This window comes from Pseudomonas sp. PDM13, from assembly GCF_025685765.1.
In the GTDB taxonomy this organism is placed as follows: domain Bacteria; phylum Pseudomonadota; class Gammaproteobacteria; order Pseudomonadales; family Pseudomonadaceae; genus Metapseudomonas; species Metapseudomonas solani.
In genome coordinates this window covers 40,423-61,098 of record NZ_JAOTQU010000033.1, presented here as the reverse complement: position 1 = coordinate 61,098, position 20,676 = coordinate 40,423, and the positions used below count along the sequence as shown (strand labels likewise).

Sequence of the window (20,676 nt, the reverse complement as noted above, 5' to 3'; positions counted from 1 at the left end):
CAAAGATTAATTGCGATCAGCGACGAGCGGTCACTTTGCCAGCATGGCAAAAAACGCTCTGGATCAAGCCCCCGTCCCGTTTCAAACGCCCGTCCCACAGGCCTTTCAGCGCCCCTTGCAGAACTGCAAAGCGGCCTTGCAGGGCTGTCCGTTCCGCTGGCGGCGGTTCACGGCAATCATGGCGCCGTGCTTTCGAAACAACCCCGAACGAACCGACACGACACCCATTAGAGAATCCCGAGGACACCACCATGAAACTGCAGACCAACCTGATCGCCGCCACCCTCGCCCTGTCCATCGGCAGCGCCTTCGCCGCCGGCAGCCCCGGCGTCGAACACAACACCCAGGCCTTCCTCGAAGCCCTCGAAGCCGGCAACGGCAAACCGCTGGAAACCCTCGCGCCGAAAGATGCCCGCGCCGTGCTGGTGGGCGCCCAGGCCGGGGTCAAGGTCGACCTCTCCGGCACCCGCGTCGAGAACAAGACCATCAGCATCAAGGGCCAGCCCCTGGAGCTGACCATCGTCCGCCCCGAAGGCGCCAAGGGTGACCTGCCGGTGTTCATGTTCTTCCACGGCGGCGGCTGGGTGCTGGGCGACTACCCCACCCACGAGCGCCTGATCCATGACCTGGTGGTGAACTCCGGTGCGGTGGCCGTGTACGTGAACTACACCCCCTCGCCCGAAGCCAAGTACCCCACCGCCATCAACCAGGCCTACGCGGCGACCCAATGGGTGGCCGAGCACGGCAAGGACATAGGTGTGGACAGCTCGCGCCTGGCGGTGGCCGGCAACAGCGTCGGCGGCAACATGGCGGCGGTGGTGGCGCTGATGGCCAAGGAACAGGGCACCCCGAAACTGCGCGCCCAGGTGCTGCTGTGGCCGGTGACCGACGCCAACTTCGAGACCGCCTCGTACAACCAGTTCGCCCAGGGGCACTTCCTCACCAAGCCGATGATGCAGTGGTTCTGGGACAGCTACACCACCGACCCGAAGCAGCGCGCCGAGATCCACGCCTCGCCGCTGCGGGCCACCACCGAGCAGCTCAAGGGCCTGCCGCCGACCCTGATCCAGACCGCCGAGTTCGACGTGCTGCGTGACGAAGGCGAAGCCTATGCCCGCAAGCTGGACGCCGCCGGCGTCGAGGTCACCGCCGTACGCTACAACGGCATGATCCACGACTACGGCCTGCTCAACGTGGTCAACCAGGTTCCGGCGGTGCGCTCGGCCATGCTCCAGGCCGGCGCCGAACTGAAGAAGCACCTGCAATAACCCACCCCGCCCACGCCCCCGGTCGCCATCCGCCTCCGGGGGCGCTCGCGCTTGCAGTCGGAGGCCCTCATGCACCCCGCCATCGCCCAGCCGGACGCCGCCCTGCTGACACCCGGGAACCACCTGCTGGTGCTGCTCGACCACCAGGCCCAGCCCGCCCTGGCCACCCGATCCCTCGACGCCATCAGCCTGCGCGACAACCTCGCCCTGCTGGCCAAGGCCGCCTGGCAGTTCGAGGTGCCGACGCTGATCAGCCGCCTCGACGCACCGGCCTTCGCCGGGGACCTGCTGGAGGAAATCACCGCCGTGTTCCCCGAACAGCCGGTGGTCAGCCGCCGCACCTTCAATGCCTGGGAAGACGCCGCCTTCATCGAAGGGGTCAACGCCATTGGCCGGCGCCGCCTGGTGCTGGCCGGGCTGTGGACCTCTACCAGCGTCACCGCCACCGCGCTCTCTGCGCTGGGCCAGGGCTTCGAGGTCTACCTGGTGGTGGATGCCGGCGGCGATGTCTCGCCCCTGGCTCAGGAGATGGCCCTGCAGCGCCTGCTGCAACGGGGCGTGCAGCCGCTCACCAGCCTGCAGTACCTGCTGGAGCTGCAGCGCGACTGGTCACGCACGGGCACCGCCGAGCGGCTACTGGATATCGCCCGCACCCACGCCGGCCCCTTGGGGTTGTGATGAGCTAGCCCGGCTTCAGCCCGGGAACGGCACATCACCGCGCAGGCGCGCCGCATCCCGCTCGAAGCATTCCGTCAGCCAGCGCGAGACCGCCTGGTAACGGCCGATGCGCCCGGCATCGCGGTGGCTCAGCAGCCACACCTCGCGGTGCAGCTCGGGCTCGGTGCCCAGGCGCCGCAAGCCGTGGCGCTCGCCCAGCAGGCAGGGCAGCAGCGCCAGCCCCATGCCGGTGGCGCAGGCCTGCACCAGGGTGCTCACGCTGCTCACCCGCAAGGGGCAACGCAGCGCTGGGGCCAGGTTGCTCAGCCACTTCATCTCCGGCATGCCGTCCAGCTCCTCGCCATAGGCCAGCCAGGGTTGCTCGCACCACTGCTCGCGGGTCAGCCCCACATGGCACTCGGCGCCATACACGGCGAAACCCAGGTCGCCGACCTTGCGCATCACCAGCGCGGCGTCGTCCTGGGGGCGCGCCAGGCGCAGGGCGAAATCCGCCTCGCGACGGGTGAAGGACAACGACTGGTTGGCCACCAGCAGCTGCAATTGCAGGTCCGGGTAGGTGCTGGCCAGGGCCGGCATGTGCTCCACCAGCCAGTGGCTGAAGAGGAAGTCGATGGAGGTCAGGCGCACCGCGCCGCCCACTTCGCTGGCCTCGCTGCGGGTGTCCAGCAGCATGCTCTGCACATCCCCCAGCACCCGCTCGGCATAGCTCAGGAACACCTGCCCCGCCTCGGTGGCGTGGTAGCGCGTGGTGTCGCGGATGAACAGCCGCGTCTGCAGGCTCTGCTCCGCCGCTGCCAGGCGCCGGCTCATGGTGGAGGGGTCGATGCCGAGGGACCGCCCCGCCGCACTCATGCTGCCGTGGCGGGCCAGCGCCAGAAGCAGGGGGATGTCGTTCCAATCGAAGTTCAAAGGGGCTCCAGAACCGGCCGCAGGTGGCCGGCCGCCCACGATATCAAGCCTCCCCCGTCGCCCCGCAAGGGGGGCGGTTGTATCGGTGTGACAAGATTTTCAACGACAGTCCGGGGAGGTCCGATCGCGAATGAATTCGCTCCCACAAGGGCGGCGGCGCTGCGCACCGCTTGGCGACTGACGTCGCCCCTACAAAAGCCCCACCCCCATGCGCGAGCATGAGCGCCGCCAGGAGCTTCGCGAGCAGAGCTCGCTCCTACAGGTTCAACGACTCAGCGACCGCGCCCGGCGAGCACGGCGGTGGCGCCCTGGGCCTTGCGGCAGTACCAGACCACGCGGCTGACGCCCCGGGTGATGGCGACATAGGCCAGGCGCAGGCTCTCGTCACGCATGGCCTGGTCGTAGCTGTTGCGGAAGAAGCCGCAGCGGGCATAGAGGGTGTTGCGCAGCGGGTGCGCCTCCGTGGGCAGGCAGTCGTCGACTATCACCGCCACCTCCGCCTGCAAGCCCTTGGCGCGGTGAATGCTGTAGGCCTTCACCGGCAGCGCCGGGTCCAGTTGCGCCTGGATGCTGCGCAGGGCTTCGTTGCGACGGCCGAGCAGGAGCACGGCGGTACGCTCGCCACTGCCACGCTCCTCGACATGGCGGCACTGGGCCTGGATGTCGGCGACCAGGTTCGGCAGCCCGGCGGCCAGGTCGAAGCCCTGCACCAGGCGCACGCCGTCCTCCGGCTGGGCCAGCTTCACCGCGCGGCTGCTCTTCTCCTGCTTGAAGGCGACGCCACCGAGTACCGCCTCGCCGTCGCGCACTACCGTTTCGATGGAGCGGTAGTTGGTTTCCAGCAAGAGCACCTTGCTCTTCTTCGCCTTGCCCTTGCCGGGGAAGTGGCGGTCGAAATCCATGAACAGCTCAGGCGAGCTGCCACGCCAGCCGTAGATGGACTGCCAGTCGTCGCCGATGGCCATCAGGCTCGGTGCCCGGCGCGAGCGTGCCAGCTGGCGGTGCACGGCCTGCAGCCACTGGACGATCTGCGGGGATATGTCCTGGAACTCGTCGATCAGCAGGTGCGTCAGCGGCTCCAGCAGCGCGGCGTCGAGGCTGCCGGCCGGCAGGCGCTGGGTGAGCTCGGCGAAGGCGTCGTTGAAGGTCATCGCGCCGCGCTCGCGCAACAGCGCCTGGAAGCGCGCCCAGAAGGGCTGCAGGGCTTCGATGAACAGTCGCTCCTGGGGCGGGCAAGTGAGCTTGGCCGGCTGCAACTGATCGATGCGCAGGCCGATGCTTTCGATGAACCCGGCCTGGGCATGGAAGGCTTCCGGCAGCGGCAGCGCGGTCAGCTCGCCGGCCAGGCGCAACGCATCACGGGGTGCCTGGCCGATGGTGGCGCCCTCCTCCTCCACCGGTTCGGACAGCCCCAGCAGGCGGTGCACCCGCTGGCGGAACCCGGCATCGGCGGCGTAGCAGGCCTGGTAGGCCTCCTCCAGCAGGCGCTGCTGGGCCGGGCGCAGGCGGCCGGCGGCGAGGGGATTGTCCGGCTCGGCGCTGGGGTCGCGGTCGTCCAGTTGCTCGAACCAGGCGGGGTTGCCCAGGGCCGCCTTGGCCAGCACGCCCATGGCCGAATGGAAGGTGCGCACGCACTGCCGCGCCTGGGCGGCGTCGAAGGTGAACTCCCAGAAGCCGAGCACCCGCTGCAGCTGGTCGCGCAGTTGCGCACAGGAGGCGTTGGTAAAGGAGATGACGGTGAGCTTGCCGGGCTCGATGCCCAGGTGGCAGAGCATGAACACCACGCGCAGCACCAGGGTGGTGGACTTGCCGGAACCGGCCCCGGCGAAGATGCGGGTGACCGGCGCGCGGCCGAGGATCATCGCCCACTGCTCGTCCGAAGGCGCAGCCACCACGCCAGCGGCCACGGCGGCGGCGACCTTCTCGCGCATGGCCTCGGCGGCACCGGCGCTTTGCCGCAGGGGGCCGCCGTAGATGCCGTCGTCCTGGACCTCAGCCGCCGGCGCAGCGACCCCGCCCGGTTCCTTGGGGGCGGATTTCTTGCCGCTCGAACGGCCCTTGGGCGTGCTGGTGGCACCCTTGCGGCCGCGCCCACGGGGCTTCTTCTGCGCCTGGGCGGCCATGGCCTGCGCAGCCTCGCGCTCTTCGCGCAGGTAGGCGGTGGTACGGGGGAAATAACGCGCCAGCGCTCCGGAGAGCAGCGACTTGTAGCGCTTGACGGCAGACAGCATCCAAAGGGTCCGGGAAAGCGAATAACGGGGCGCGATGATAAGGGCTTTGCCCCTGCGCCGTCAGTTGCTGGCCCCTGGCCAACCGGCGGCAAGGCCTTGCCCCGCGCCGGCAATGCGGCGCCGCGCACATTCCCGAGTAAAAGGCCGGAAGCCTTCTGCAGCGGGGCTTTCACGGATATGGCCCGATCCCTGCACCAAAGCGGCGCATCCTCTGCATCCAGGGAAAGGCCATGACCATCATCTCCAACAGCTCGCCGCTGGCGACCTACCTCGCCAGCGCCACCAAGCCGTCCACCACCGGCACCAGCGGTTCCACCTCCGGCACCACCACCGGCACCGAGGACAAGACGCCGCAGAAACCCGCCGATCCCATCGCCGAGCTGCGCCAGTTCGCCGCCAACCTGGTGGCCCAGGGGCGCGGCGGGCTGATGAACGCCATGGCCGGCAACACCAGCAACGTGCTGAGCAACGCCAGCGCCGCGACCAGGGCCGGGTTCAATGGCAGCAATGGCGCGCAGATGCAGCTGCCGGACGTCTCCACCATGGACCGCGACGACGCCGCCAAGATGCTGACCCAGGTGCAGAAGCTGCTCGACAAGGGCCTGGAAGGCGCCTTCTCCTTCGTCGGCGTGAACGGCGACAAGCAGACCAGCTCGCTGGAGACCTACCGCGACTGGCTGCAGGCCAAGGGCGGCATCAGCATCTACGCCTAGGCCTCAGCGCAGGGCCTCGGTCAGCAGCGGCAGGTAGCGCGGGTGCAGGGAGATGTCGTTGTGGCCCGCGCCGTCCAGCACCTCCAGCCGTGCCACGCCGGGGGCGAAGGCCGCCGCCAGGCGTTCGCTGCTGTCACGGGGGATGACCTGGTCGTCGCTGGCCAGCATCAGCAGCGTCGGCACGCGCAGGGCGCCGACGACATCCGCCGAGCGGTAGCGGTCCCGTAGCAACCCGCGCACCGGCGCCCAGGGGAAGCGTCCGGCGGCGACGTTCTCGATGCTGTCGTAGGGGGTGATCAGCACCAGCCGGCTCACCGGCCGCTTGCCCGCCAGTTGTACGGCGACGCCGGAGCCCAGGCTGCGCCCCACCAGCGCCACCTGCTCGTGGCGGTCGCGGATGTGGTCGTAGAGCAATTCGGCATCCCGCAGGATCAAGGCCTCCGACGGCTCGCCGGAGCTGCCGCCATAACCCGGGTAGTGCATCAGGTAGAGCGCGCGGTCGGGGAAGGCCTCAGCCAGTTGCTCCAGGTTCAGCGACACATCCTCGCCATTGCCACCGAAGTACAGCAGCGCCTGCGCGCCGGGCCGTGGCCGCACCGTGACCACCAGCCGCCCCTCTGGCACCGACAGCTCCAGGGTGTTCTCCGGCGCCTGCACCGCGCGGGGCTGGGGGAAGTAGAGGAGGTTGCGCTGGAACAGGAAGAGCGTGAAGCAGATGGCCAGGTAAAGCCCGGCGACGAGGGCGAGGGTTACGAGCAGGGTGCGCGTCATGGAGGGCTCCGAAGGTGTTCCCCCGCGCTGGGCGCGGGGGCGTTCTCAGCCTATCAGAAGCTGAAGTCCACCTTGGTCCACAGGGTGCGGCCGGGTTCCTTGATCGCCTCGGGCTCGGCGGGGAAACCGAAGCCGGCGTCACCGGCGAGGTTGAGGTGCTCGGCGTAGGCCTTGTCGAAGAGGTTGTCGACCCCGGCGCTGACCTTGATGTCGCGGGTCAGGCGGTAGGCGCCGTTGAGGGAGAACACCGCGAAGCCGCCGCTGCTGCCGAAGTCCTGCCCGACGACGTTGCCCTGCCCTTCGGCCACGCGATTCTGCGCGGCCACCACGCGCCACAGGGCGCCGGCGCTCCAGGCGCCCTGCTCGTAGGCCAGGCTCAGGCGCGCTTCCAGCGGCGGCATCTGCGGCAGCGCACGGCCGTCGGAACTGTTCTTGCCCCAGGCGTAGGCCAGGGTGCCGTCGGTCTTCCAGTTCTCGTCCAGGCGGTAGGCCGCGCCCAGTTCGCCGCCCATGATGCGCGCGTCGATGTTATCGGCCCGCGAGGTGTCGCCCATCATTCCCGGGGTGTAGGTGAAGAGGATGTAGTCGCGCACCTGGCCGACGTAGCCGGACGCCCAGGCTTCCAGGTCGCCCTCGCTGTACTGCACGCCGAAGTCCAGCTGGGTGGTCTTCTCCGGCTTGACCCCGTCGAAGGCGTTGCGCGAGCCGGCCGGGCCCTGGTTGGGCGAGTACAGCTCCCAGTAGTCGGGGAAGCGCTGCACATGGCCGAGGCCGGCATAGAGGGTGGTGGCGCTGTCCAGATCGTGCTCGTAGCGCGCGAAGCCGCTGGGCAGGGTGTCGGCGCGGGTGTCGCCGAAGGTCGGGTTGGCCATGCCCATCATGCCCAGGGTGCGGCGGTAGTCCTTGGCGTCGGAGCGGTCCAGGCGCGCACCGGCCACCACGCGGTCGCCCTCCTCCACGTACCAGGTCAGCTCGCCGAAGGCGCCGTAGCTGTGCATCAGCGCATCACGGCTGCGGGGGAACTGGTCGGCGTCGGTGAAGGTGCCGCTCATCATCGAATAGCGCGAGGCACGCTTGCGGTGCTCGCTGCGCATGGCGTCGAGGCCGGCCACCAACTCCACGTCGCTCCACTTGAAGGTGGCGGCCATGCGCGCGCCGAGGGTGCGGCGGTCCACCTGGGAGGCCATCGGCATGGGCATCGAGCTGCTCGGGTCGGGGTTGCGCAGGCGGAAGTTGTCCATCACGTGGTCGGCGTAGTTGTAGTAGACCTGCGCCTCCAGCTTGTCGAGCACGCCGCCGAGGTTGCTGCGCTCGAAGCGCAGGCCGAGGCTTTCGCGCAGGAACTGGCTGCCGTCCATGCCGCGCCCGGCGTAGCGGGACTCGCCGTTGCCACGCCCGGCGGAGAGCTCGACCAGGGTGTCGGCGTCCGGGGTCCAGCCGATGGCCACGTCGCCGTTCCACTTGTCCCAGCGCGAGGGCACGGTGTCGCCGTTGCCATCCTCGTAGTCGTCGGACTGGGAATGGTTGCCGGTGGCACGCAGGTAGCCGAGTTCGTTGCCCACGGCGCCGTCCAGCACGCGGTCGAAGCGGCCGTTGGAGCCGACCAGCAGGCTGGCATGGAGGCGGCTGCCCAGTTCGCCGAAACGCTCCGGCTCACGCTCGAACAATACGGTGCCGGCGGAGGCGCCCGGGCCCCAGAGCACGGTCTGCGGGCCCTTGATCACGGTGAGCTTGTCGAAGGTCTCCGGCGAGATATAGGAGCTGGGGGCATCCATGCGCCCCGGGCAGGCGCCGAGCATCAGGCCACCGTTGGTGCGCAGGTTGAGGCGCGAGCCGAACATGCCGCGCAGCACCGGGTCGCCGTTGGTGCCGCCGTTGCGGATGGCGGAGAAGCCGGGAATGGTCTTCAGGTAGTCGGCGCCGTCGCTGGCCGGCACCGGCTGCCGGGCCTCCTTCGGGTCGGTGACGATGGTCAGCGGCGAGCTCTGCTGCACCGCAGTGATGACGGTGGCGCTGACCTCGATCGGTTCGGCGGCGGGCGCGACGGGCGCCACGTGCTGCTCGTGGTCATGTTCATGGGCGACGGCGCCCGCGGCGAAGGCCAGGCCGGCGGCCAGGGCGAAGGCGTGGCGCCAGCGCAGGCGCGCGGCATCGGGCTGGAAGGTGAAGCGGCTGGAACGGCAGGGGACAGGCTGGTGCATGTGGATTCTTTCCATGATCTGAAATCGTTGGCGCCGTCACGCTCGGGCGACGGGCAGCTCGGGTCGGCGGCGTCAGCAGGACGGCCGCAGGCGCGGGGTTGTGATTTCAGAGGCAGGGAGAGGCGCGGGGATTGGCCGAGGGCCAGCAATAACGTGGGGGCGTGCGTGTGCGGCGGTCCCGGGGCGGGCGCGGAAGCTCACGGCGACGCTGGAGCCAGGACAGGCCGAGGAAGAAGAGGATGCCGAGGGTGACGGCGCTGCCCATCGGGCAGCTGAAACCGAGGCTGGAGAGCTGCGCCATGGCGCCGGACAGATCACCGTCGACGGAGGGCCCGTCGCTGCCGGTGGCCGAGCAGAAGGCGCCACCGAGCCCGCTGAGTTCCAGGCCCAATGCCTGGCCGTGGTGAATACCGCAGGCGAGCAGATTGAACAGGACGCAGGCATAGAGCATCCAGGCGATCAACGAGCGGTCGTGGCGGGCGGTTTTCATGGGCGGCGACTCTAGCACCGAAATTTCACGGCGAGAAAGCCGGCCCTTGTGGTGGATTGCCGCAGCCGATGTCGGATAGATCGCAGCAATCCGCTTGGCCGGAACGGCGTCACAACCGCTACAGTCGCACCTCCAATCCGCAGCGAGAACCCCGATGACCCGCCTCTACGATGCCCGCGGCAACCGCTATGTCGTCACCACGCCCGAAGCACTGCGCCAACTCGGTATCGCCGTGCCGCAGCAAGCCGCCGACGCGGCGCGGCAGCGTGCGCACTGGAGCGCCGCCGCCATCGAGGCCCTCTGCACCTGGCCCGAAGGCGAGCGACCACAAGGCGCCAAGGGCCATCGCTCGGACGGGCTGCTGGTGGGCCCCTTCGGTGACGCTTCGCCCTGGGACCTGCTGATCGTCAACACCGACGGCAGCCTGACCGAACGCAGCGGCAACGGCATGACCCTCTTCGCCCAGTCCCTGCTCGACGACGGCCAGGTCTTGCCCAACCAGGCCTTCGTCCTGCAGGTGCACCACGACAAGCCCGGCGGTGGCTCGCCGGTGGTCACGCCCATCGAGCCCGCCGAACGCGATGGGCACCCGGGTTTCTGGTTGCAGATGGGCGCACCGGGGTTCGGCCCCGAGTCGGTGGGTGCCGATGACGAGCATGTGGCCACCGCCGACTTCCACGGCCACCCGCTGAGCCGTGTCGACGCCCTGGCGCAGGTGAACCCCGAATGGCAGCGCAGCCAGTTCGTGCGCATCGGCAACCCCCACTGCGTGACCCTGCTGGACGACCCCGAAGCGCTGCCGACCATGCCCTGGCTGCGCGCCGCGGTGCCCCACGCGGCACTGGAGCGCATCGCCTACGCCGCGCCCATCGGTGCCGGCAACCCCTGCCCCGCCGGGGTCAACCTGCAATGGGCGGCACGGGCGGCGGATGGCGCCATCGAGGCACGGGTGTTCGAACGCGGCGAAGGGGCGACCGAATCCTCCGGCAGCAGCGCCTGCGCCGTGGCCAGTGCCGCCTGGAAGGCCGGGCTGGTGGCGGCCGGCGAGGTGCAGGTGCGCATGCCCGGCGGCACCGCGCCGCTGCGCCTGGAGCAACAGGGCGAGGCGCTGGTGGGCGTTTGGCTGTTCGGCGTGGGCACGCGGCTGGACGGCTGAGGCTCAGCCCGGCGCGGTGGCCTTGAGCCCGGCCAGCACCAGCTTCTGGTAGAGCTGCTCGCGCAGGCCGCTGGGCGTGTGCAGGTCCATGCGCTGCAGGTGGCGGGTGTAGTCGGCGGGCTCCGGCAGGTCGAACAGGGTGGCCATGCCCAGTTCGAGGATCTCGCTGAGCTTGAGCTTGCTCTTCAACCAGCGCAGGGCGCGCAGCAGGTCCTGTTCCTCGGGGCTGAAGTCGCAGCCCAGCGGGTATTCGGCGAACAGTCGGGGATGCTCGGCCTGCAGCGCCAGCAGGCGCCAGGGGGTGTTCTGCCGGTAGAGCGGGTCGAGAGTGAAGTCAGCGGGCAGCTTGCCGGCCTTCTGCGCCTCGGCGATCAGGCCGTCCTGGAAGCGCGAGTCGGCGATGCGCAGCAGCGCTTCGATCACCTCGGCGTCGCTCTTGCCGCGCAGGTCGGCGATGCCGTACTCGGTCACCACCAGGTCGCGCAGGTGCCGGGGAATGGTGGCGTGGCCGTACTCCCAGACGATGTTGGAGCTGGCCTCGCCGCCGGACTCACGCCAGCTGCGCAGCATCAGGATCGAGCGGGCGCCGTCCAGCTCGTGGGCCTGGGCGACGAAGTCGTACTGCCCGCCGACGCCGCTGAGCACGCGGCCGTCCTCCAGCTGGTCGGCGGCGCTGGCACCCAGCAGGGTGATGGTGAAGCAACTGTTGACGAAGCGCGCGTCCCGGCGCTGCAGGCGCTTGAGCTCTTCGTCGCCGTGCAGGCGGTTGACGTAGCTGATGGCGGTCATGGCGATGCGTGACAGCGGCTCGTCGCCCAGCTCGCGCAGGCGCTGGTAGAACGCCTCGGGGCCGAGGAAGAAGCCGCCATGGATCAGCACCCCGCCGCGCACCTGGCCGAGCTGCTCGACCAGGGCCGCGCGGGTGGCGGCGTCCTCCACATCAGGGCTGAGCCGGCGCCCATCACCCAGCAGCAGCTGGCCACCGTCGAGGCACACGGCCTCGCCGAGCAGGCCATGGCGCTGCAGCCAGGCGAGGCTTTCCCCATCCAATACGCGGGGCAGTTCGTCGAGCAGCCCATCGAGGTCGGTCACGGCGCCGTGGGGGTCCAGCACGCCGGCGTTGGCCAGGCGTTGCAGGCGCACATCGGGGTACACCGGGCGGCGCACCACGCCAGCCTCCAGCAGCACCAGCAGGCCGAGCAGGAACATCTCGCTGTTGGCGTAGAGCCCCTGGGCAAAGGGCGCCAGGCCGCCTTCGGCCTCCACCAGTGCTCCCCAGCGCTGGGGCACCTCCAGGGCGTCGAGCACCGCGCGGTAGCCGGCGTTATCCCCCTGGCGCGCCACCAGCGCGGCGGCCAGGCCGTCGGCCATGGCGCCGATGCCCACCTGCAGCGTGCCGCCGTCGCGCACCAGGGCGCTGGCGTGCAGGCCGATGGCATGGTCCTGCAGGCTCACCGGCATGTTGGGGGTGGAGAACAGGGTGCTGCGCTCGGGGGCGTCCAGCACCAGGTCGAACTCGTCGGCGTCGATCTCCGCATCGCCCGGCATATAGGGCAAGGCCTCGTGTACCTGGGCGACGGTGAGGATGGTTTCCCCCGCCGCGCGGCGACGGCGCAGGCGCGGCAGCAGGTCGAGGGTGATGTCGGGGTTGCAGCTGAGGCTGAAGCGCCCGGGGCTTTGCGGCCGCACGGCGACCATCTGCGCCACCAGGTTCAGGCCCTTGCGGTCGAGGTCCCGGGCCACCTGGCTGTAGTTGAGGCTGACGTAGCTCTGCTGGGCCAGGGGGTTGTCCAGCTGGCTGGCCGGCTGCAGGTAGAACTCCTCCACGCGGATATGCGCCGGCAGCTCGCCGCAACGCAGGTCGCTGAGGTAATCGAGTTCGAGGTAGTCGTCATACAGGCGACGCAGGAAGGGGCCGGAGAAACGCTGCTCCAGCTCGCTGGCCGGCTGCGGCTTGGCCAGGGACAGCGCGGTGTAGAGGGTCAGCTGACGCTCGGGCAGCGCCTTGACCCGCTGGTACAGCGCGTTGACGAAGCGGTTGGGCTTGCCCAGCCCCAGAGGGATGCCGAGGCGGATGGGGCCCTCGATCCGGCGCAGCACTTCATCCACGGCCTGTTCCAGCGAGCAGTTGGGCACCTGTCCTCTCCCTTGCAGATCGACGATGCAGGGTTGGACCGGCACGGCTGCGCTTTTACTCAACCCGTGGCGGGCTGCGATTCAAACGCTCGCTTGGATTGCGCTTTCCAGGAATTTTCAGGCAGCATCGACCGGGTGCTGGCATAGCACCTGCATTCTTACCAGCCCCAACCACCTACGCCGAGGCCTACTCATGCGCATCGTCCAAGCCACCCTGGAGCACCTGGACCTGCTGAACCCGCTGTTCGTCAAATACCGCGAGTTCTACGGCGAGCTGCCCTTCCCCGACTCCTCCCGCAAATTCCTCGAGAAGCGCCTGCGCCGCAAGGAGTCGGTGATCTACCTCGCCCTGGCCGATGACGACGACACCAAGATCCTCGGTTTCTGCCAGCTCTACCCGAGCTTCTCGTCCCTGTCGCTGAAGCGCGTGTGGATCCTCAACGACATCTATGTCGCCGAGGACGCCCGTCGCCAGCTGGTGGCCGACCGCCTGCTGCAGACCGCGAAGAAGATGGCCAAGGAAACCAACGCCGTGCGCATGCGCGTCTCCACCAGCGCCGGCAACGAGGTGGCGAAGCGGGTCTACGAGTCCATCGGCTTCCGTGAAGACAGCGAGTTCATCAACTACATCCTGCCGATCCACGAAGACTGATCCACCCGCCGGGCGCCCCTCGGGCGCCCAGGCCCCTCGCCACAGGCCGATGACCAGCGGCACCGTAACCCGCACCACCCGGTGCCGGGCGCCGGAGCCGCGGCCCTGTGCGCCCATCCAGCGGAAAACAATGGAAACAGTTGCAGCCTTCATGCTGGAACAGGTGGCGACGGATGCTCGCCGTTGTCACATCGCTTGCCCCTATAATGCCGCTCGCCCGGCAGAAGAGCCGCCGCCGCAGAATCGACAAGGCGCCCCATGGATTTCAACCTGCTCGACCTGATCCTCCATCTCGACGAATACCTGAACCTGTTGGTCAGCAACTACGGCACCTGGATCTACGCCATCCTTTTCCTGGTCATCTTCTGCGAGACGGGCCTGGTGGTGATGCCCTTCCTGCCCGGTGATTCCCTGCTGTTCATCGCCGGCGCCATCTGCGCCAACGGCGCCATGGACCCCATCGTGCTCGGCGCCCTGCTGATGCTCGCGGCGATCATGGGTGACAGCACCAACTACCTGATCGGGCGAACGACCGGCGAGCGGCTGTTCAACAAGCCCAATTCGAAGATCTTCCGCCGCGACTACCTGCAGCGCACCCACGAGTTCTACGATCGCCACGGCGGCAAGACCGTGACCCTGGCGCGCTTCCTGCCCATCGTGCGCACCTTCGCCCCCTTCGTCGCCGGCGTCGGCCGCATGCCCTACGGGCGCTTCCTGGCCTTCAGCGTCATCGGCACCATCCTCTGGGTCGGCGGCCTGGTGACCCTCGGCTACTTCTTCGGCAACGTGCCCTTCATCAAGCAGAACCTGTCCGTGGGCGTGGTCGTCATCATCCTGCTGTCTCTGGTGCCCATGTTCATCGGCGTGGTGCATCGCCACCTGCGCCCGGCCGACGCCAGCGACAGCACCGAGCGCCCGGGCTGAGCCCATGTGGTCCCTGCGCAACTGGCGCCGGCGCCGCACGCTGGCGCGCAACCCGGTCGCCGACACGCTCTGGGCCGAGGTGCGCCAGGCGCTGCCGATACTCGACGGCATCAGCGCCGAAGAAGACCAGCGCCTGCGCGAACGCAGCGTGCTGTTCCTCCACGACAAGCACCTGAGCCTGCTGGGCGACGTCCAGCTCGCCCCGCGTGACCGCCTGATCCTCGCCGCCCAGGCCCAGCTGCCGCTGCTGCACCTGGGGGAACTGGGCTGGTACCAGGGCTTCCACGAACTGGTGATCTACCCCGACGATTTCGTCAGCCCCCAGCGCCACCGCGACAGCGCCGGCGTCGTCCATGAATGGGACGCCGAGCACAGCGGCGAAGCCTGGCACCGCGGCCCGGTGGTGCTCGCCTGGCCCGGCGTGCAAGCCAGCGGCGGCTGGGAGGGCTACAACCTGGTGATCCACGAACTGGCGCACAAGCTGGACATGCTCAACGGCGACGCCAACGGCCTGCCACCGCTGCACCGCGACATGCGCCAATCCGACTGGGCCGAGGCCATGCAGGCCGCCTACGACGAAATGAACGCCCGCCTCGATGAAAACGAAGACGCCGAGCTGCCCATCGACCCCTACGCGGCGGAAGACCCGGCGGAGTTCTTCGCCGTCACCAGCGAGTACTTCTTCAGCGCCCCCGACCTGCTGCAGGCCGCCTACCCCGCCGTCTACACGCAGCTCGCGGCCTTCTACCGGCAAGACCCGGCCACGCGCCTGGCACGCCTGATCGACGAGCACCCGGACTATCGGAACACGACCAACGGATGAGCACGACGGCGTGGCGCCGCCCAATGAATGTGCATATAATCCGCCCACTTTTTTTGGCCCATTCCCAGGGAGTCGACCATGAGCTACAGCAAGATCCCGGCTGGCAAAGACCTGCCGAACGACATCTACGTCGCTATCGAAATCCCGGCCAACCACGCGCCGATCAAATACGAGATCGACAAGGACAGCGATTGCCTGTTCGTCGACCGTTTCATGGCCACCCCGATGTTCTACCCGGCCAACTACGGCTACATCCCCAACACCCTGGCTGACGACGGCGACCCGCTGGACGTGCTGGTCGTGACCCCGTATCCCGTCGCCCCCGGCGCCGTGATCCGTGCCCGTCCGGTCGGCGTCCTGCACATGACCGACGAAGCCGGCGGCGACGCCAAGCTGATCGCCGTCCCCCACGACAAGCTGTCCCAGCTGTACGTGGATATCAAGGAATACACCGACCTGCCGGCCCTGCTGCTGGAACAGATCAAGCACTTCTTCGAGAACTACAAGGATCTCGAGAAAGGCAAATGGGTCAAGGTCGAAGGCTGGGGCAATGCTGACGCTGCCCGCGCCGAAATCGTCAAAGCGGTTGCGGCTTACCAGAAGTGACTTGCGCAGGCTCTCTGAGGCAATGGCTGGTTCACGGCCCGCGTCTTTCGAGAGCCCTTCCACGGTAACCCCGTGGTAAAGACGATGTAAGAGAAAGCCCGGAGCAACTCCGGGCTTTCTCGTTTCTTGTCCCCATGAATCTCTCCAGACCGTCTCCCAAGCCCGCCGGGCCACAGCCACGGCGTTGCAGGCCACAAACCTGTGAGCCTGACCTGGAACAGGCCGCCCTCTTCCTCTAGCCACGCCGATTAGACTCGCGAGTGTCATGGACATTCACGCGGCTCACTAGGTGGCTTGATATGGACAGTGAAGAAAAGGCGATCCGGGATAACGCCATCGCCTTCGCCAAGGCGAACAAGAAACAGATCACCCGGCGCCTGACCAACCCTGAAATCTATCCTCCCGAAGACGATCCCGTTTCAGTGTTCATGGCGGGCTCACCTGGTGCCGGGAAGACGGAAGCCTCAATCGCACTGGTCAACCTATTCGCCGACACCCCCATCCTTCGCATCGACCCCGATGAACTTCGAAGTGAGTTCCAGGACTATGTCGGAGGCAATGCCTGGTTGCTTCAGGGGGCCGTCTCGATCCTGGTCGATAGAATTCTGGATGCCGCACTGGAGCAGAAGCAGTCGATGCTGCTCGACGGAACGCTGGCGAACGAGGAGCTAGCGATCAAGAACATCAGCCGGGCGCTGAAGAGAAAACGCTTCGTTCAGATTCTCTACGTTTACCAAGAACCCATGCTTGCCTGGCAGTTCGTCCAGGCCAGGGAAGCAACGGAGGGGCGAAGAATACGGCCAGAGCATTTCATCAGTCAGTTTTTCGCAGCGCGTGACGTGGTAAACGCCGTTAAGCTAAAGTTCGGCAAGGAAATACGCGTCGATTTACTACTGAAAAATAACGATAACTCAAGCCGGCTGTACAAAGCCGGGGTAGAAAAAATCGACTACCACATCCCGCAACGACATACGAAAGCGATGCTCGAAGAGATGCTGGGGATCAACCATGGAGCACATGATGGGCGAGACTAAAACCGCAGCGGACAAGGCCAAGAAATCGACAAGTGCGTTCTCGGATTTCATCCGAAATGCCAAGTCAGACGAAAAGAAACGCGTCTATGCGACGGTGCTTTCAGAAGCGTCCAAGCAGCAGAATGAAGTCATTGCAGCTGCCAAGGCCAAGGCTCTTTGAGTGCCACGCAATGCAAGCAGCCCCGCCCTGTGCGGGGCTTTTTCATCTTGATTGATCGGTTTTCCACAGGCTGAAACGCTGCAATCCCCTGTTGAAAGGCGTGACCAGCACGACATGTTTAGTCAGCCAACCCCGCGTCGAGTTATTTGTCCTGGGGCAATCCGGGAACTGGCGGCAGCAGAGCAGACTTGCTAAGATTCGCACCCGCTCAAGTGCTAACCCCTTGATGCCTAAAAGTTTCTAAAGGTGGTTGGGATTTACCAGAAGTAAACCCTGACACCCCCCTGAAAGCCGGCCACAAGCCGGCTTTTTTATTGCCTGCTCAGTGAGAGTCAGGCAAGTCATCGCTCCCCACGGAAGGAAGAGTCATGTCCGACGCATCGAAGATCATTGGATTTCTGCTCGTTGCAGCTGTCTCCATCTACTACGTCAAGGCGAAGACGGAGATCGAGCAAAGCTGGCCCAGGACGCAGGCGATAGTCACCGGCATGAAGGTGACCAGCTCGAAGGACCGAAGAGATCGGCGCGAGTACACGGCCACGCTGCTCTACAGCTATGAGGCACAAGGAACGCACCATTCCGCCGTCGACCTGAGCACTCCGTTTTCGCGAGAAAGCTCCGCAGAAGACGCAGCCCGTCGCTACCCCGTGGGTACGAAACTCGAGATCGCCTACGACCCGGAGCGCCCTGACCGCTCCCATGTCGTCCAGCCCGGCTTTTCCTCTGCAATTCAACTCTAGACGCGCGTCCGGCCGACGCGACGCGGTGTCCTGTCGGCAGTAGGGAAAGCCCGCCTGATGGAGAACGTTCCCATCTTCCATGGCTCAGGTTTCACCGGTCTCAATTCCCGGCCTGCGGCGAAGGATCGGAGCGGATTGTTACGCCATCCGAAAAAGCCCTTCTTCGGCACCTCGCTTTTTCCCCGGCGTGCCATGGTTTCTCATAGTGGCCATGAACCACCCGAAGAGGAAAACACCATGAAAGCCCTTGCCTGCGGCGCCACGGCGCTGCTGTTCGTGACCATCGCCAGCGGTGCCCACGCCAGCGAGTCGACCCAGGTCGAACCCTTCGTCTATGGCATGCACCTGGACGTGGCCAAGGTCGTGTCCATCGACGAGCCCCACCCGCTCACCTGCGAACTGGTGGAGGCGAAGATGACCTACGTCGACTCCCAGGGCGCGACCCATGCCGTGAGCTACACCAAGCAATCCGACGCCTGCTTCAACAGCTGAGCCCCCGCGCGATACGCCTCGCCCCACGGGCGAGCGGCCCCGGGGCCGGCCGGCGCATGATGGCCCCCACCTTTGCCTCGACGGCGCCCGCTGCGTAAGCTCCGCCCTTTTGCGCCGTTGCCATGACCCTCGCCGATATTCTCTTGCTGCTGCTCGCCGGCTTCGCTGCCGGCGGCATGAACGCCCTCGCGGGCGGCGGCACCTTCTTCTCCTTCCCCGCGCTGCTGGCTGCCGGCCTGCCGCCGGTGACCGCCAACGCCACCAATGCCGTGGCCCTGTGGCCCGCCAGTCTCGCCGCGAGTTGGGCGGCCCGTGACCAGTTGCGCCCGCTGGGCCGCTGGCTGCTGCCGCTGGTGGTGATCTCCCTGCTGGGCGGCCTGGGCGGTGGCCTGTTGCTGCTGGCCGGGGGCGACGAGGTGTTCCGCCGGCTGATCCCCTGGCTGCTGCTGGCCACCACCCTGCTGTTCGCCGCCAGCCCCTGGCTGAGCCGGCTGGTCAACCGCCAGCGCGAAGCCGGCGCCCTGCCCCGCCATGGCATCGCGGGCGGCATCGCGCATGCGCTGGTGGCGGTCTATGGCGGCTACTTCGGCGCGGGCATGGGCATCCTGCAGCTGGCGGCCTTCTCCATCGAAGGGCACCCGCTGCTGCGCGCCAATGCGCTGAAGAACCTGCTCTCCAGCACCATCTACAGCGTCGCCGTGGTCACCTTCGTGGCAGCGGGGCGGGTCAGCTGGGCGGAGCTGGCGGTGCTGTTGAGCGCCGCCAGTTGCGGCGGCTACGCCGGCGGCGCGCTGGCCAGGCGCCTGCCGAGCCGCTGGTTGCGCTGGCTGGTGATCGCCGTGGGGACGGGAATGACGGGTTACTACTTCATTACGGCGTAGGGTTCATCCTCACAGGCGTGTTTTCCACGTTCAACGAAGGGGATTCCGCCTCCTGCCGGAGCGACGGAAAAGCCCCGAAAACCATCCCGTTCATTTGCCCGCAAGGGCGCGGCTCTGCTAGTGTCCGCCCGTTCCGAACTGCCCTGAGATGCCCGCCATGGCCCGCAAGAAAGCCACCCCCGATTTCGAACAGTCCCTCGCCGACCTGCAAGCGTTGGTCGAGCGCCTGGAAAGCGGCGAGCTGTCGCTGGAAGACTCGCTCAGCGCCTTCGAGCAGGGCATCCGCCTGACCCGCGAATGCCAGGGTGCGCTGAGCCAGGCCGAGCAGAAGGTGCAGATCCTCCTGGAGCGCGACGGCGAGCTGGAAGAGGCCCCCTTCGAAGCGGACGAGCAGGCATGATCGCGGCCTACCAATCCCGCTGCCAGGCGCGTGTCGACGCCGCCCTGGAAACCCTGTTCGACGCCCCCCGCCCCGAGCTGCAACGCCTTTACGAGGCCATGCGCTACAGCGTCACCAATGGCGGCAAACGCGTGCGTCCGCTGCTGGTGTATGCGGCCTGCGAAGCCCTGGGTGGCGATCTCGACCGTGCCGACGGCGCTGCCTGTGCGGTGGAGCTGATCCACGCCTATTCCCTGGTCCACGACGACCTGCCGGCCATGGACGACGACGACCTGCGCCGGGGCAAGCCCACCACCCACAAGGCCTTCGACGAAGCCTGCGCCATCCTCGCCGGCGACGGCCTGCAGACCCTGGCCTTCGAAGTGCTGGCGGACCGCCGCCTCAACCCGCAGAACAGCGATGCGCGCCTGGCCATGGTCGGCACCCTGGCCCGTGCCGCTGGCCCCGCCGGCATGGTCGGCGGCCAGGCCATCGACCTCGGCTCGGTGGGCCTGCGGCTCGACCAGAAGGCCCTGGAAGTGATGCACCGGCACAAGACCGGCGCCCTGATCGAAGCCAGCGTGCGCCTTGGCGCCCTGGCCAGCGGCAATGCCGACGATTCATCGATGAAGTCCTTGCAGGCCTATGCCCAAGCCATCGGCCTGGCCTTCCAGGTGCAGGACGACATCCTCGACGTCGAGAGCGACACCGTCACCCTCGGCAAGACCCAGGGCAAGGACCAGGCCAGCGACAAGCCCACCTACCCCGCCCTGCTCGGCCTCGATGACGCCAAGGCCTACGCCCTGGAACTGCGCGACATGGCCCTGCACACCCTGCGCCCCTTCAGCGAGGCCGCCGAACCGCTGCGCGACCTGGCCCGCTACATCGTCGAACGACGCAGCTGATACGCCCCGGCCCCGCCAGGCCGGGGCCTTCCTGCCGGGCGTCCTACCCAAGCTTCAGCAACGCCCTACCCGCCTCCGCTGTTAACGTCGTCCAGGCCCTGCCCGACCCTCGGTCATCCAGCCTGGAGGCGACACATGAAGGCAATCGATATCCACGCGACACTCGAAGGCATCCGCAGCGGGCGGATCATGCCCCTGGAATACCCGGCCCAGGCGCTTACGCAACTGGTGCCCTTCCACCCCGGCGCGGGGGCCATCCATATCGGCAGCTTTTCCGGCGAGACGCCCTGGGAGCGCCACCCCGACGGCGACAAGCTGCTGCAGGTGCTGGAAGGCGAGCTGGACATCACCCTGCTCGCCGCCATCGGCCTATTGCAGGAGACGATCCGCGCCGGCTCCCTGCTGGTCGTGCCCCGTGGCCTCTGGCACCGGCTGCAGGGGCGCGACGCCGCCGTGCTGGCGGTGGTGCCGCGACACACCGAAAGCAGCACCCACTACCCGGCCCCGGCCAACCAGTCGGCCTGACC

22 protein-coding genes are annotated in these 20,676 nt (G+C 67.6%); 16 read left to right on the top strand and 6 right to left on the bottom strand.

What is annotated here, in order from left to right:
• Window positions 1–251: 251 nt before the first annotated feature.
• Together OEJ36_RS26990 and OEJ36_RS26985 are read left to right on the top strand one after the other, a co-directional pair.
• A complete protein-coding gene (locus OEJ36_RS26990; RefSeq protein WP_263404131.1) occupies window positions 252–1,268 on the top strand; it encodes an alpha/beta hydrolase in 1,017 nt (338 codons plus the stop codon).
• 69 nt (window positions 1,269–1,337) lie between these two features.
• The gene (locus tag OEJ36_RS26985) at window positions 1,338–1,946 is read left to right on the top strand and encodes an isochorismatase family protein (protein WP_263404130.1); all 609 of its coding nucleotides are present in this window, start codon (window positions 1,338–1,340) and stop codon (window positions 1,944–1,946) included.
• 15 nt (window positions 1,947–1,961) lie between these two features.
• Here OEJ36_RS26985 and OEJ36_RS26980 read toward each other — a convergent pair whose 3' ends face one another.
• Window positions 1,962–2,855 carry a LysR family transcriptional regulator gene (locus tag OEJ36_RS26980; protein ID WP_263404129.1) on the bottom strand — a complete coding sequence of 298 codons (894 nt, stop codon included), beginning with the start codon at window positions 2,853–2,855 and terminating at the stop codon, window positions 1,962–1,964.
• A 272-nt stretch (window positions 2,856–3,127) separates the two neighbouring features.
• On the bottom strand, window positions 3,128–5,086 hold the full coding sequence (locus OEJ36_RS26975) for a DEAD/DEAH box helicase (RefSeq protein ID WP_263404128.1): 1,959 nt from the start codon (window positions 5,084–5,086) through the stop codon (window positions 3,128–3,130).
• Window positions 5,087–5,316: 230 nt separating this feature from the next.
• Here OEJ36_RS26975 and OEJ36_RS26970 point away from each other — a divergent pair, with 230 nt between their 5' ends.
• A complete protein-coding gene (locus OEJ36_RS26970; RefSeq protein ID WP_263404127.1) occupies window positions 5,317–5,799 on the top strand; it encodes a hypothetical protein in 483 nt (160 codons plus the stop codon).
• Window positions 5,800–5,802: 3 nt separating this feature from the next.
• Here OEJ36_RS26970 and OEJ36_RS26965 read toward each other — a convergent pair whose 3' ends face one another.
• The 3 genes from OEJ36_RS26965 to OEJ36_RS26955 all read right to left on the bottom strand — a co-directional run bounded on the left by OEJ36_RS26965 (window position 5,803) and on the right by OEJ36_RS26955 (window position 9,261).
• A complete protein-coding gene (locus OEJ36_RS26965; RefSeq protein ID WP_263404126.1) occupies window positions 5,803–6,570 on the bottom strand; it encodes an alpha/beta hydrolase in 768 nt (255 codons plus the stop codon).
• A gap of 53 nt (window positions 6,571–6,623) precedes the next feature.
• Window positions 6,624–8,771, bottom strand: coding sequence for a TonB-dependent copper receptor (locus OEJ36_RS26960; RefSeq protein ID WP_263404125.1), 2,148 nt, complete (start codon window positions 8,769–8,771; stop codon window positions 6,624–6,626).
• 106 nt (window positions 8,772–8,877) lie between these two features.
• On the bottom strand, window positions 8,878–9,261 hold the full coding sequence (locus OEJ36_RS26955; protein ID WP_263404124.1) for a DUF2946 family protein: 384 nt from the start codon (window positions 9,259–9,261) through the stop codon (window positions 8,878–8,880).
• A gap of 154 nt (window positions 9,262–9,415) precedes the next feature.
• Between OEJ36_RS26955 and OEJ36_RS26950 the strand changes: the two genes are divergently transcribed.
• On the top strand, window positions 9,416–10,417 hold the full coding sequence (locus tag OEJ36_RS26950; RefSeq protein WP_263404123.1) for a diaminopimelate epimerase: 1,002 nt from the start codon (window positions 9,416–9,418) through the stop codon (window positions 10,415–10,417).
• A 3-nt stretch (window positions 10,418–10,420) separates the two neighbouring features.
• Here OEJ36_RS26950 and OEJ36_RS26945 read toward each other — a convergent pair whose 3' ends face one another.
• Window positions 10,421–12,553, bottom strand: a complete 2,133-nt coding sequence (locus OEJ36_RS26945) for an acetyl-CoA hydrolase/transferase C-terminal domain-containing protein (RefSeq protein ID WP_263404122.1) — start codon at window positions 12,551–12,553, stop codon at window positions 10,421–10,423.
• 193 nt (window positions 12,554–12,746) lie between these two features.
• Between OEJ36_RS26945 and OEJ36_RS26940 the strand changes: the two genes are divergently transcribed.
• From OEJ36_RS26940 to OEJ36_RS26885, 12 genes are all read left to right on the top strand, one after another.
• Window positions 12,747–13,205, top strand: coding sequence for a GNAT family N-acetyltransferase (locus tag OEJ36_RS26940; RefSeq protein ID WP_263404121.1), 459 nt, complete (start codon window positions 12,747–12,749; stop codon window positions 13,203–13,205).
• Window positions 13,206–13,463: 258 nt separating this feature from the next.
• On the top strand, window positions 13,464–14,129 hold the full coding sequence (locus OEJ36_RS26935; RefSeq protein ID WP_263404120.1) for a DedA family protein: 666 nt from the start codon (window positions 13,464–13,466) through the stop codon (window positions 14,127–14,129).
• A gap of 4 nt (window positions 14,130–14,133) precedes the next feature.
• The gene (locus OEJ36_RS26930; protein WP_263404119.1) at window positions 14,134–14,952 is read left to right on the top strand and encodes a zinc-dependent peptidase; all 819 of its coding nucleotides are present in this window, start codon (window positions 14,134–14,136) and stop codon (window positions 14,950–14,952) included.
• A 78-nt stretch (window positions 14,953–15,030) separates the two neighbouring features.
• Window positions 15,031–15,558: an inorganic diphosphatase gene (gene ppa, locus OEJ36_RS26925; RefSeq protein WP_021216753.1), complete on the top strand. Its 528-nt coding sequence runs from the start codon at window positions 15,031–15,033 to the stop codon at window positions 15,556–15,558.
• A gap of 299 nt (window positions 15,559–15,857) precedes the next feature.
• Window positions 15,858–16,592: a zeta toxin family protein gene (locus tag OEJ36_RS26920; protein ID WP_263404118.1), complete on the top strand. Its 735-nt coding sequence runs from the start codon at window positions 15,858–15,860 to the stop codon at window positions 16,590–16,592.
• The gene (locus OEJ36_RS26915; protein WP_263404117.1) at window positions 16,579–16,752 is read left to right on the top strand and encodes a hypothetical protein; all 174 of its coding nucleotides are present in this window, start codon (window positions 16,579–16,581) and stop codon (window positions 16,750–16,752) included. Before OEJ36_RS26920 ends, OEJ36_RS26915 begins: the two co-directional genes overlap by 14 nt.
• 368 nt (window positions 16,753–17,120) lie before the next feature.
• A complete protein-coding gene (locus OEJ36_RS26910) occupies window positions 17,121–17,492 on the top strand; it encodes a DUF3592 domain-containing protein (RefSeq protein WP_263404116.1) in 372 nt (123 codons plus the stop codon).
• A gap of 237 nt (window positions 17,493–17,729) precedes the next feature.
• Window positions 17,730–17,984: a DUF2790 domain-containing protein gene (locus tag OEJ36_RS26905; RefSeq protein ID WP_263404115.1), complete on the top strand. Its 255-nt coding sequence runs from the start codon at window positions 17,730–17,732 to the stop codon at window positions 17,982–17,984.
• Between the two features lie 122 nt (window positions 17,985–18,106).
• Window positions 18,107–18,865, top strand: coding sequence for a sulfite exporter TauE/SafE family protein (locus OEJ36_RS26900; protein WP_263404114.1), 759 nt, complete (start codon window positions 18,107–18,109; stop codon window positions 18,863–18,865).
• Between the two features lie 157 nt (window positions 18,866–19,022).
• On the top strand, window positions 19,023–19,265 hold the full coding sequence (locus tag OEJ36_RS26895; RefSeq protein ID WP_173180093.1) for an exodeoxyribonuclease VII small subunit: 243 nt from the start codon (window positions 19,023–19,025) through the stop codon (window positions 19,263–19,265).
• The gene (gene ispA, locus OEJ36_RS26890) at window positions 19,262–20,149 is read left to right on the top strand and encodes a (2E,6E)-farnesyl diphosphate synthase (RefSeq protein WP_021216766.1); all 888 of its coding nucleotides are present in this window, start codon (window positions 19,262–19,264) and stop codon (window positions 20,147–20,149) included. Before OEJ36_RS26895 ends, ispA begins: the two co-directional genes overlap by 4 nt.
• A gap of 135 nt (window positions 20,150–20,284) precedes the next feature.
• Window positions 20,285–20,674, top strand: coding sequence for a cupin domain-containing protein (locus OEJ36_RS26885; RefSeq protein ID WP_263404113.1), 390 nt, complete (start codon window positions 20,285–20,287; stop codon window positions 20,672–20,674).
• Window positions 20,675–20,676 lie beyond the last annotated feature (2 nt).

Bases quoted from the DNA above. Each gene is read 5' to 3' on its own strand.
- OEJ36_RS26900 (WP_263404114.1), top strand. From the start codon at position 18,107: ATGACCCTCGCCGATATTCTCTTGCTGCTGCTCGCCGGCTTCGCTGCC.
- OEJ36_RS26885 (WP_263404113.1), top strand. From the start codon at position 20,285: ATGAAGGCAATCGATATCCACGCGACACTCGAAGGCATCCGCAGCGGG.
- OEJ36_RS26990 (WP_263404131.1), top strand. From the start codon at position 252: ATGAAACTGCAGACCAACCTGATCGCCGCCACCCTCGCCCTGTCCATC.
- OEJ36_RS26985 (WP_263404130.1), top strand. From the start codon at position 1,338: ATGCACCCCGCCATCGCCCAGCCGGACGCCGCCCTGCTGACACCCGGG.
- ispA (WP_021216766.1), top strand. From the start codon at position 19,262: ATGATCGCGGCCTACCAATCCCGCTGCCAGGCGCGTGTCGACGCCGCC.
- OEJ36_RS26965 (WP_263404126.1), bottom strand. From the start codon at position 6,570: ATGACGCGCACCCTGCTCGTAACCCTCGCCCTCGTCGCCGGGCTTTAC.
- OEJ36_RS26960 (WP_263404125.1), bottom strand. From the start codon at position 8,771: ATGCACCAGCCTGTCCCCTGCCGTTCCAGCCGCTTCACCTTCCAGCCC.
- ppa (WP_021216753.1), top strand. From the start codon at position 15,031: ATGAGCTACAGCAAGATCCCGGCTGGCAAAGACCTGCCGAACGACATC.
- OEJ36_RS26905 (WP_263404115.1), top strand. From the start codon at position 17,730: ATGAAAGCCCTTGCCTGCGGCGCCACGGCGCTGCTGTTCGTGACCATC.
- OEJ36_RS26895 (WP_173180093.1), top strand. From the start codon at position 19,023: ATGGCCCGCAAGAAAGCCACCCCCGATTTCGAACAGTCCCTCGCCGAC.
- OEJ36_RS26910 (WP_263404116.1), top strand. From the start codon at position 17,121: ATGTCCGACGCATCGAAGATCATTGGATTTCTGCTCGTTGCAGCTGTC.
- OEJ36_RS26930 (WP_263404119.1), top strand. From the start codon at position 14,134: ATGTGGTCCCTGCGCAACTGGCGCCGGCGCCGCACGCTGGCGCGCAAC.
- OEJ36_RS26920 (WP_263404118.1), top strand. From the start codon at position 15,858: ATGGACAGTGAAGAAAAGGCGATCCGGGATAACGCCATCGCCTTCGCC.
- OEJ36_RS26970 (WP_263404127.1), top strand. From the start codon at position 5,317: ATGACCATCATCTCCAACAGCTCGCCGCTGGCGACCTACCTCGCCAGC.
- OEJ36_RS26915 (WP_263404117.1), top strand. From the start codon at position 16,579: ATGGGCGAGACTAAAACCGCAGCGGACAAGGCCAAGAAATCGACAAGT.
- OEJ36_RS26975 (WP_263404128.1), bottom strand. From the start codon at position 5,086: ATGCTGTCTGCCGTCAAGCGCTACAAGTCGCTGCTCTCCGGAGCGCTG.
- OEJ36_RS26935 (WP_263404120.1), top strand. From the start codon at position 13,464: ATGGATTTCAACCTGCTCGACCTGATCCTCCATCTCGACGAATACCTG.
- OEJ36_RS26950 (WP_263404123.1), top strand. From the start codon at position 9,416: ATGACCCGCCTCTACGATGCCCGCGGCAACCGCTATGTCGTCACCACG.
- OEJ36_RS26955 (WP_263404124.1), bottom strand. From the start codon at position 9,261: ATGAAAACCGCCCGCCACGACCGCTCGTTGATCGCCTGGATGCTCTAT.
- OEJ36_RS26940 (WP_263404121.1), top strand. From the start codon at position 12,747: ATGCGCATCGTCCAAGCCACCCTGGAGCACCTGGACCTGCTGAACCCG.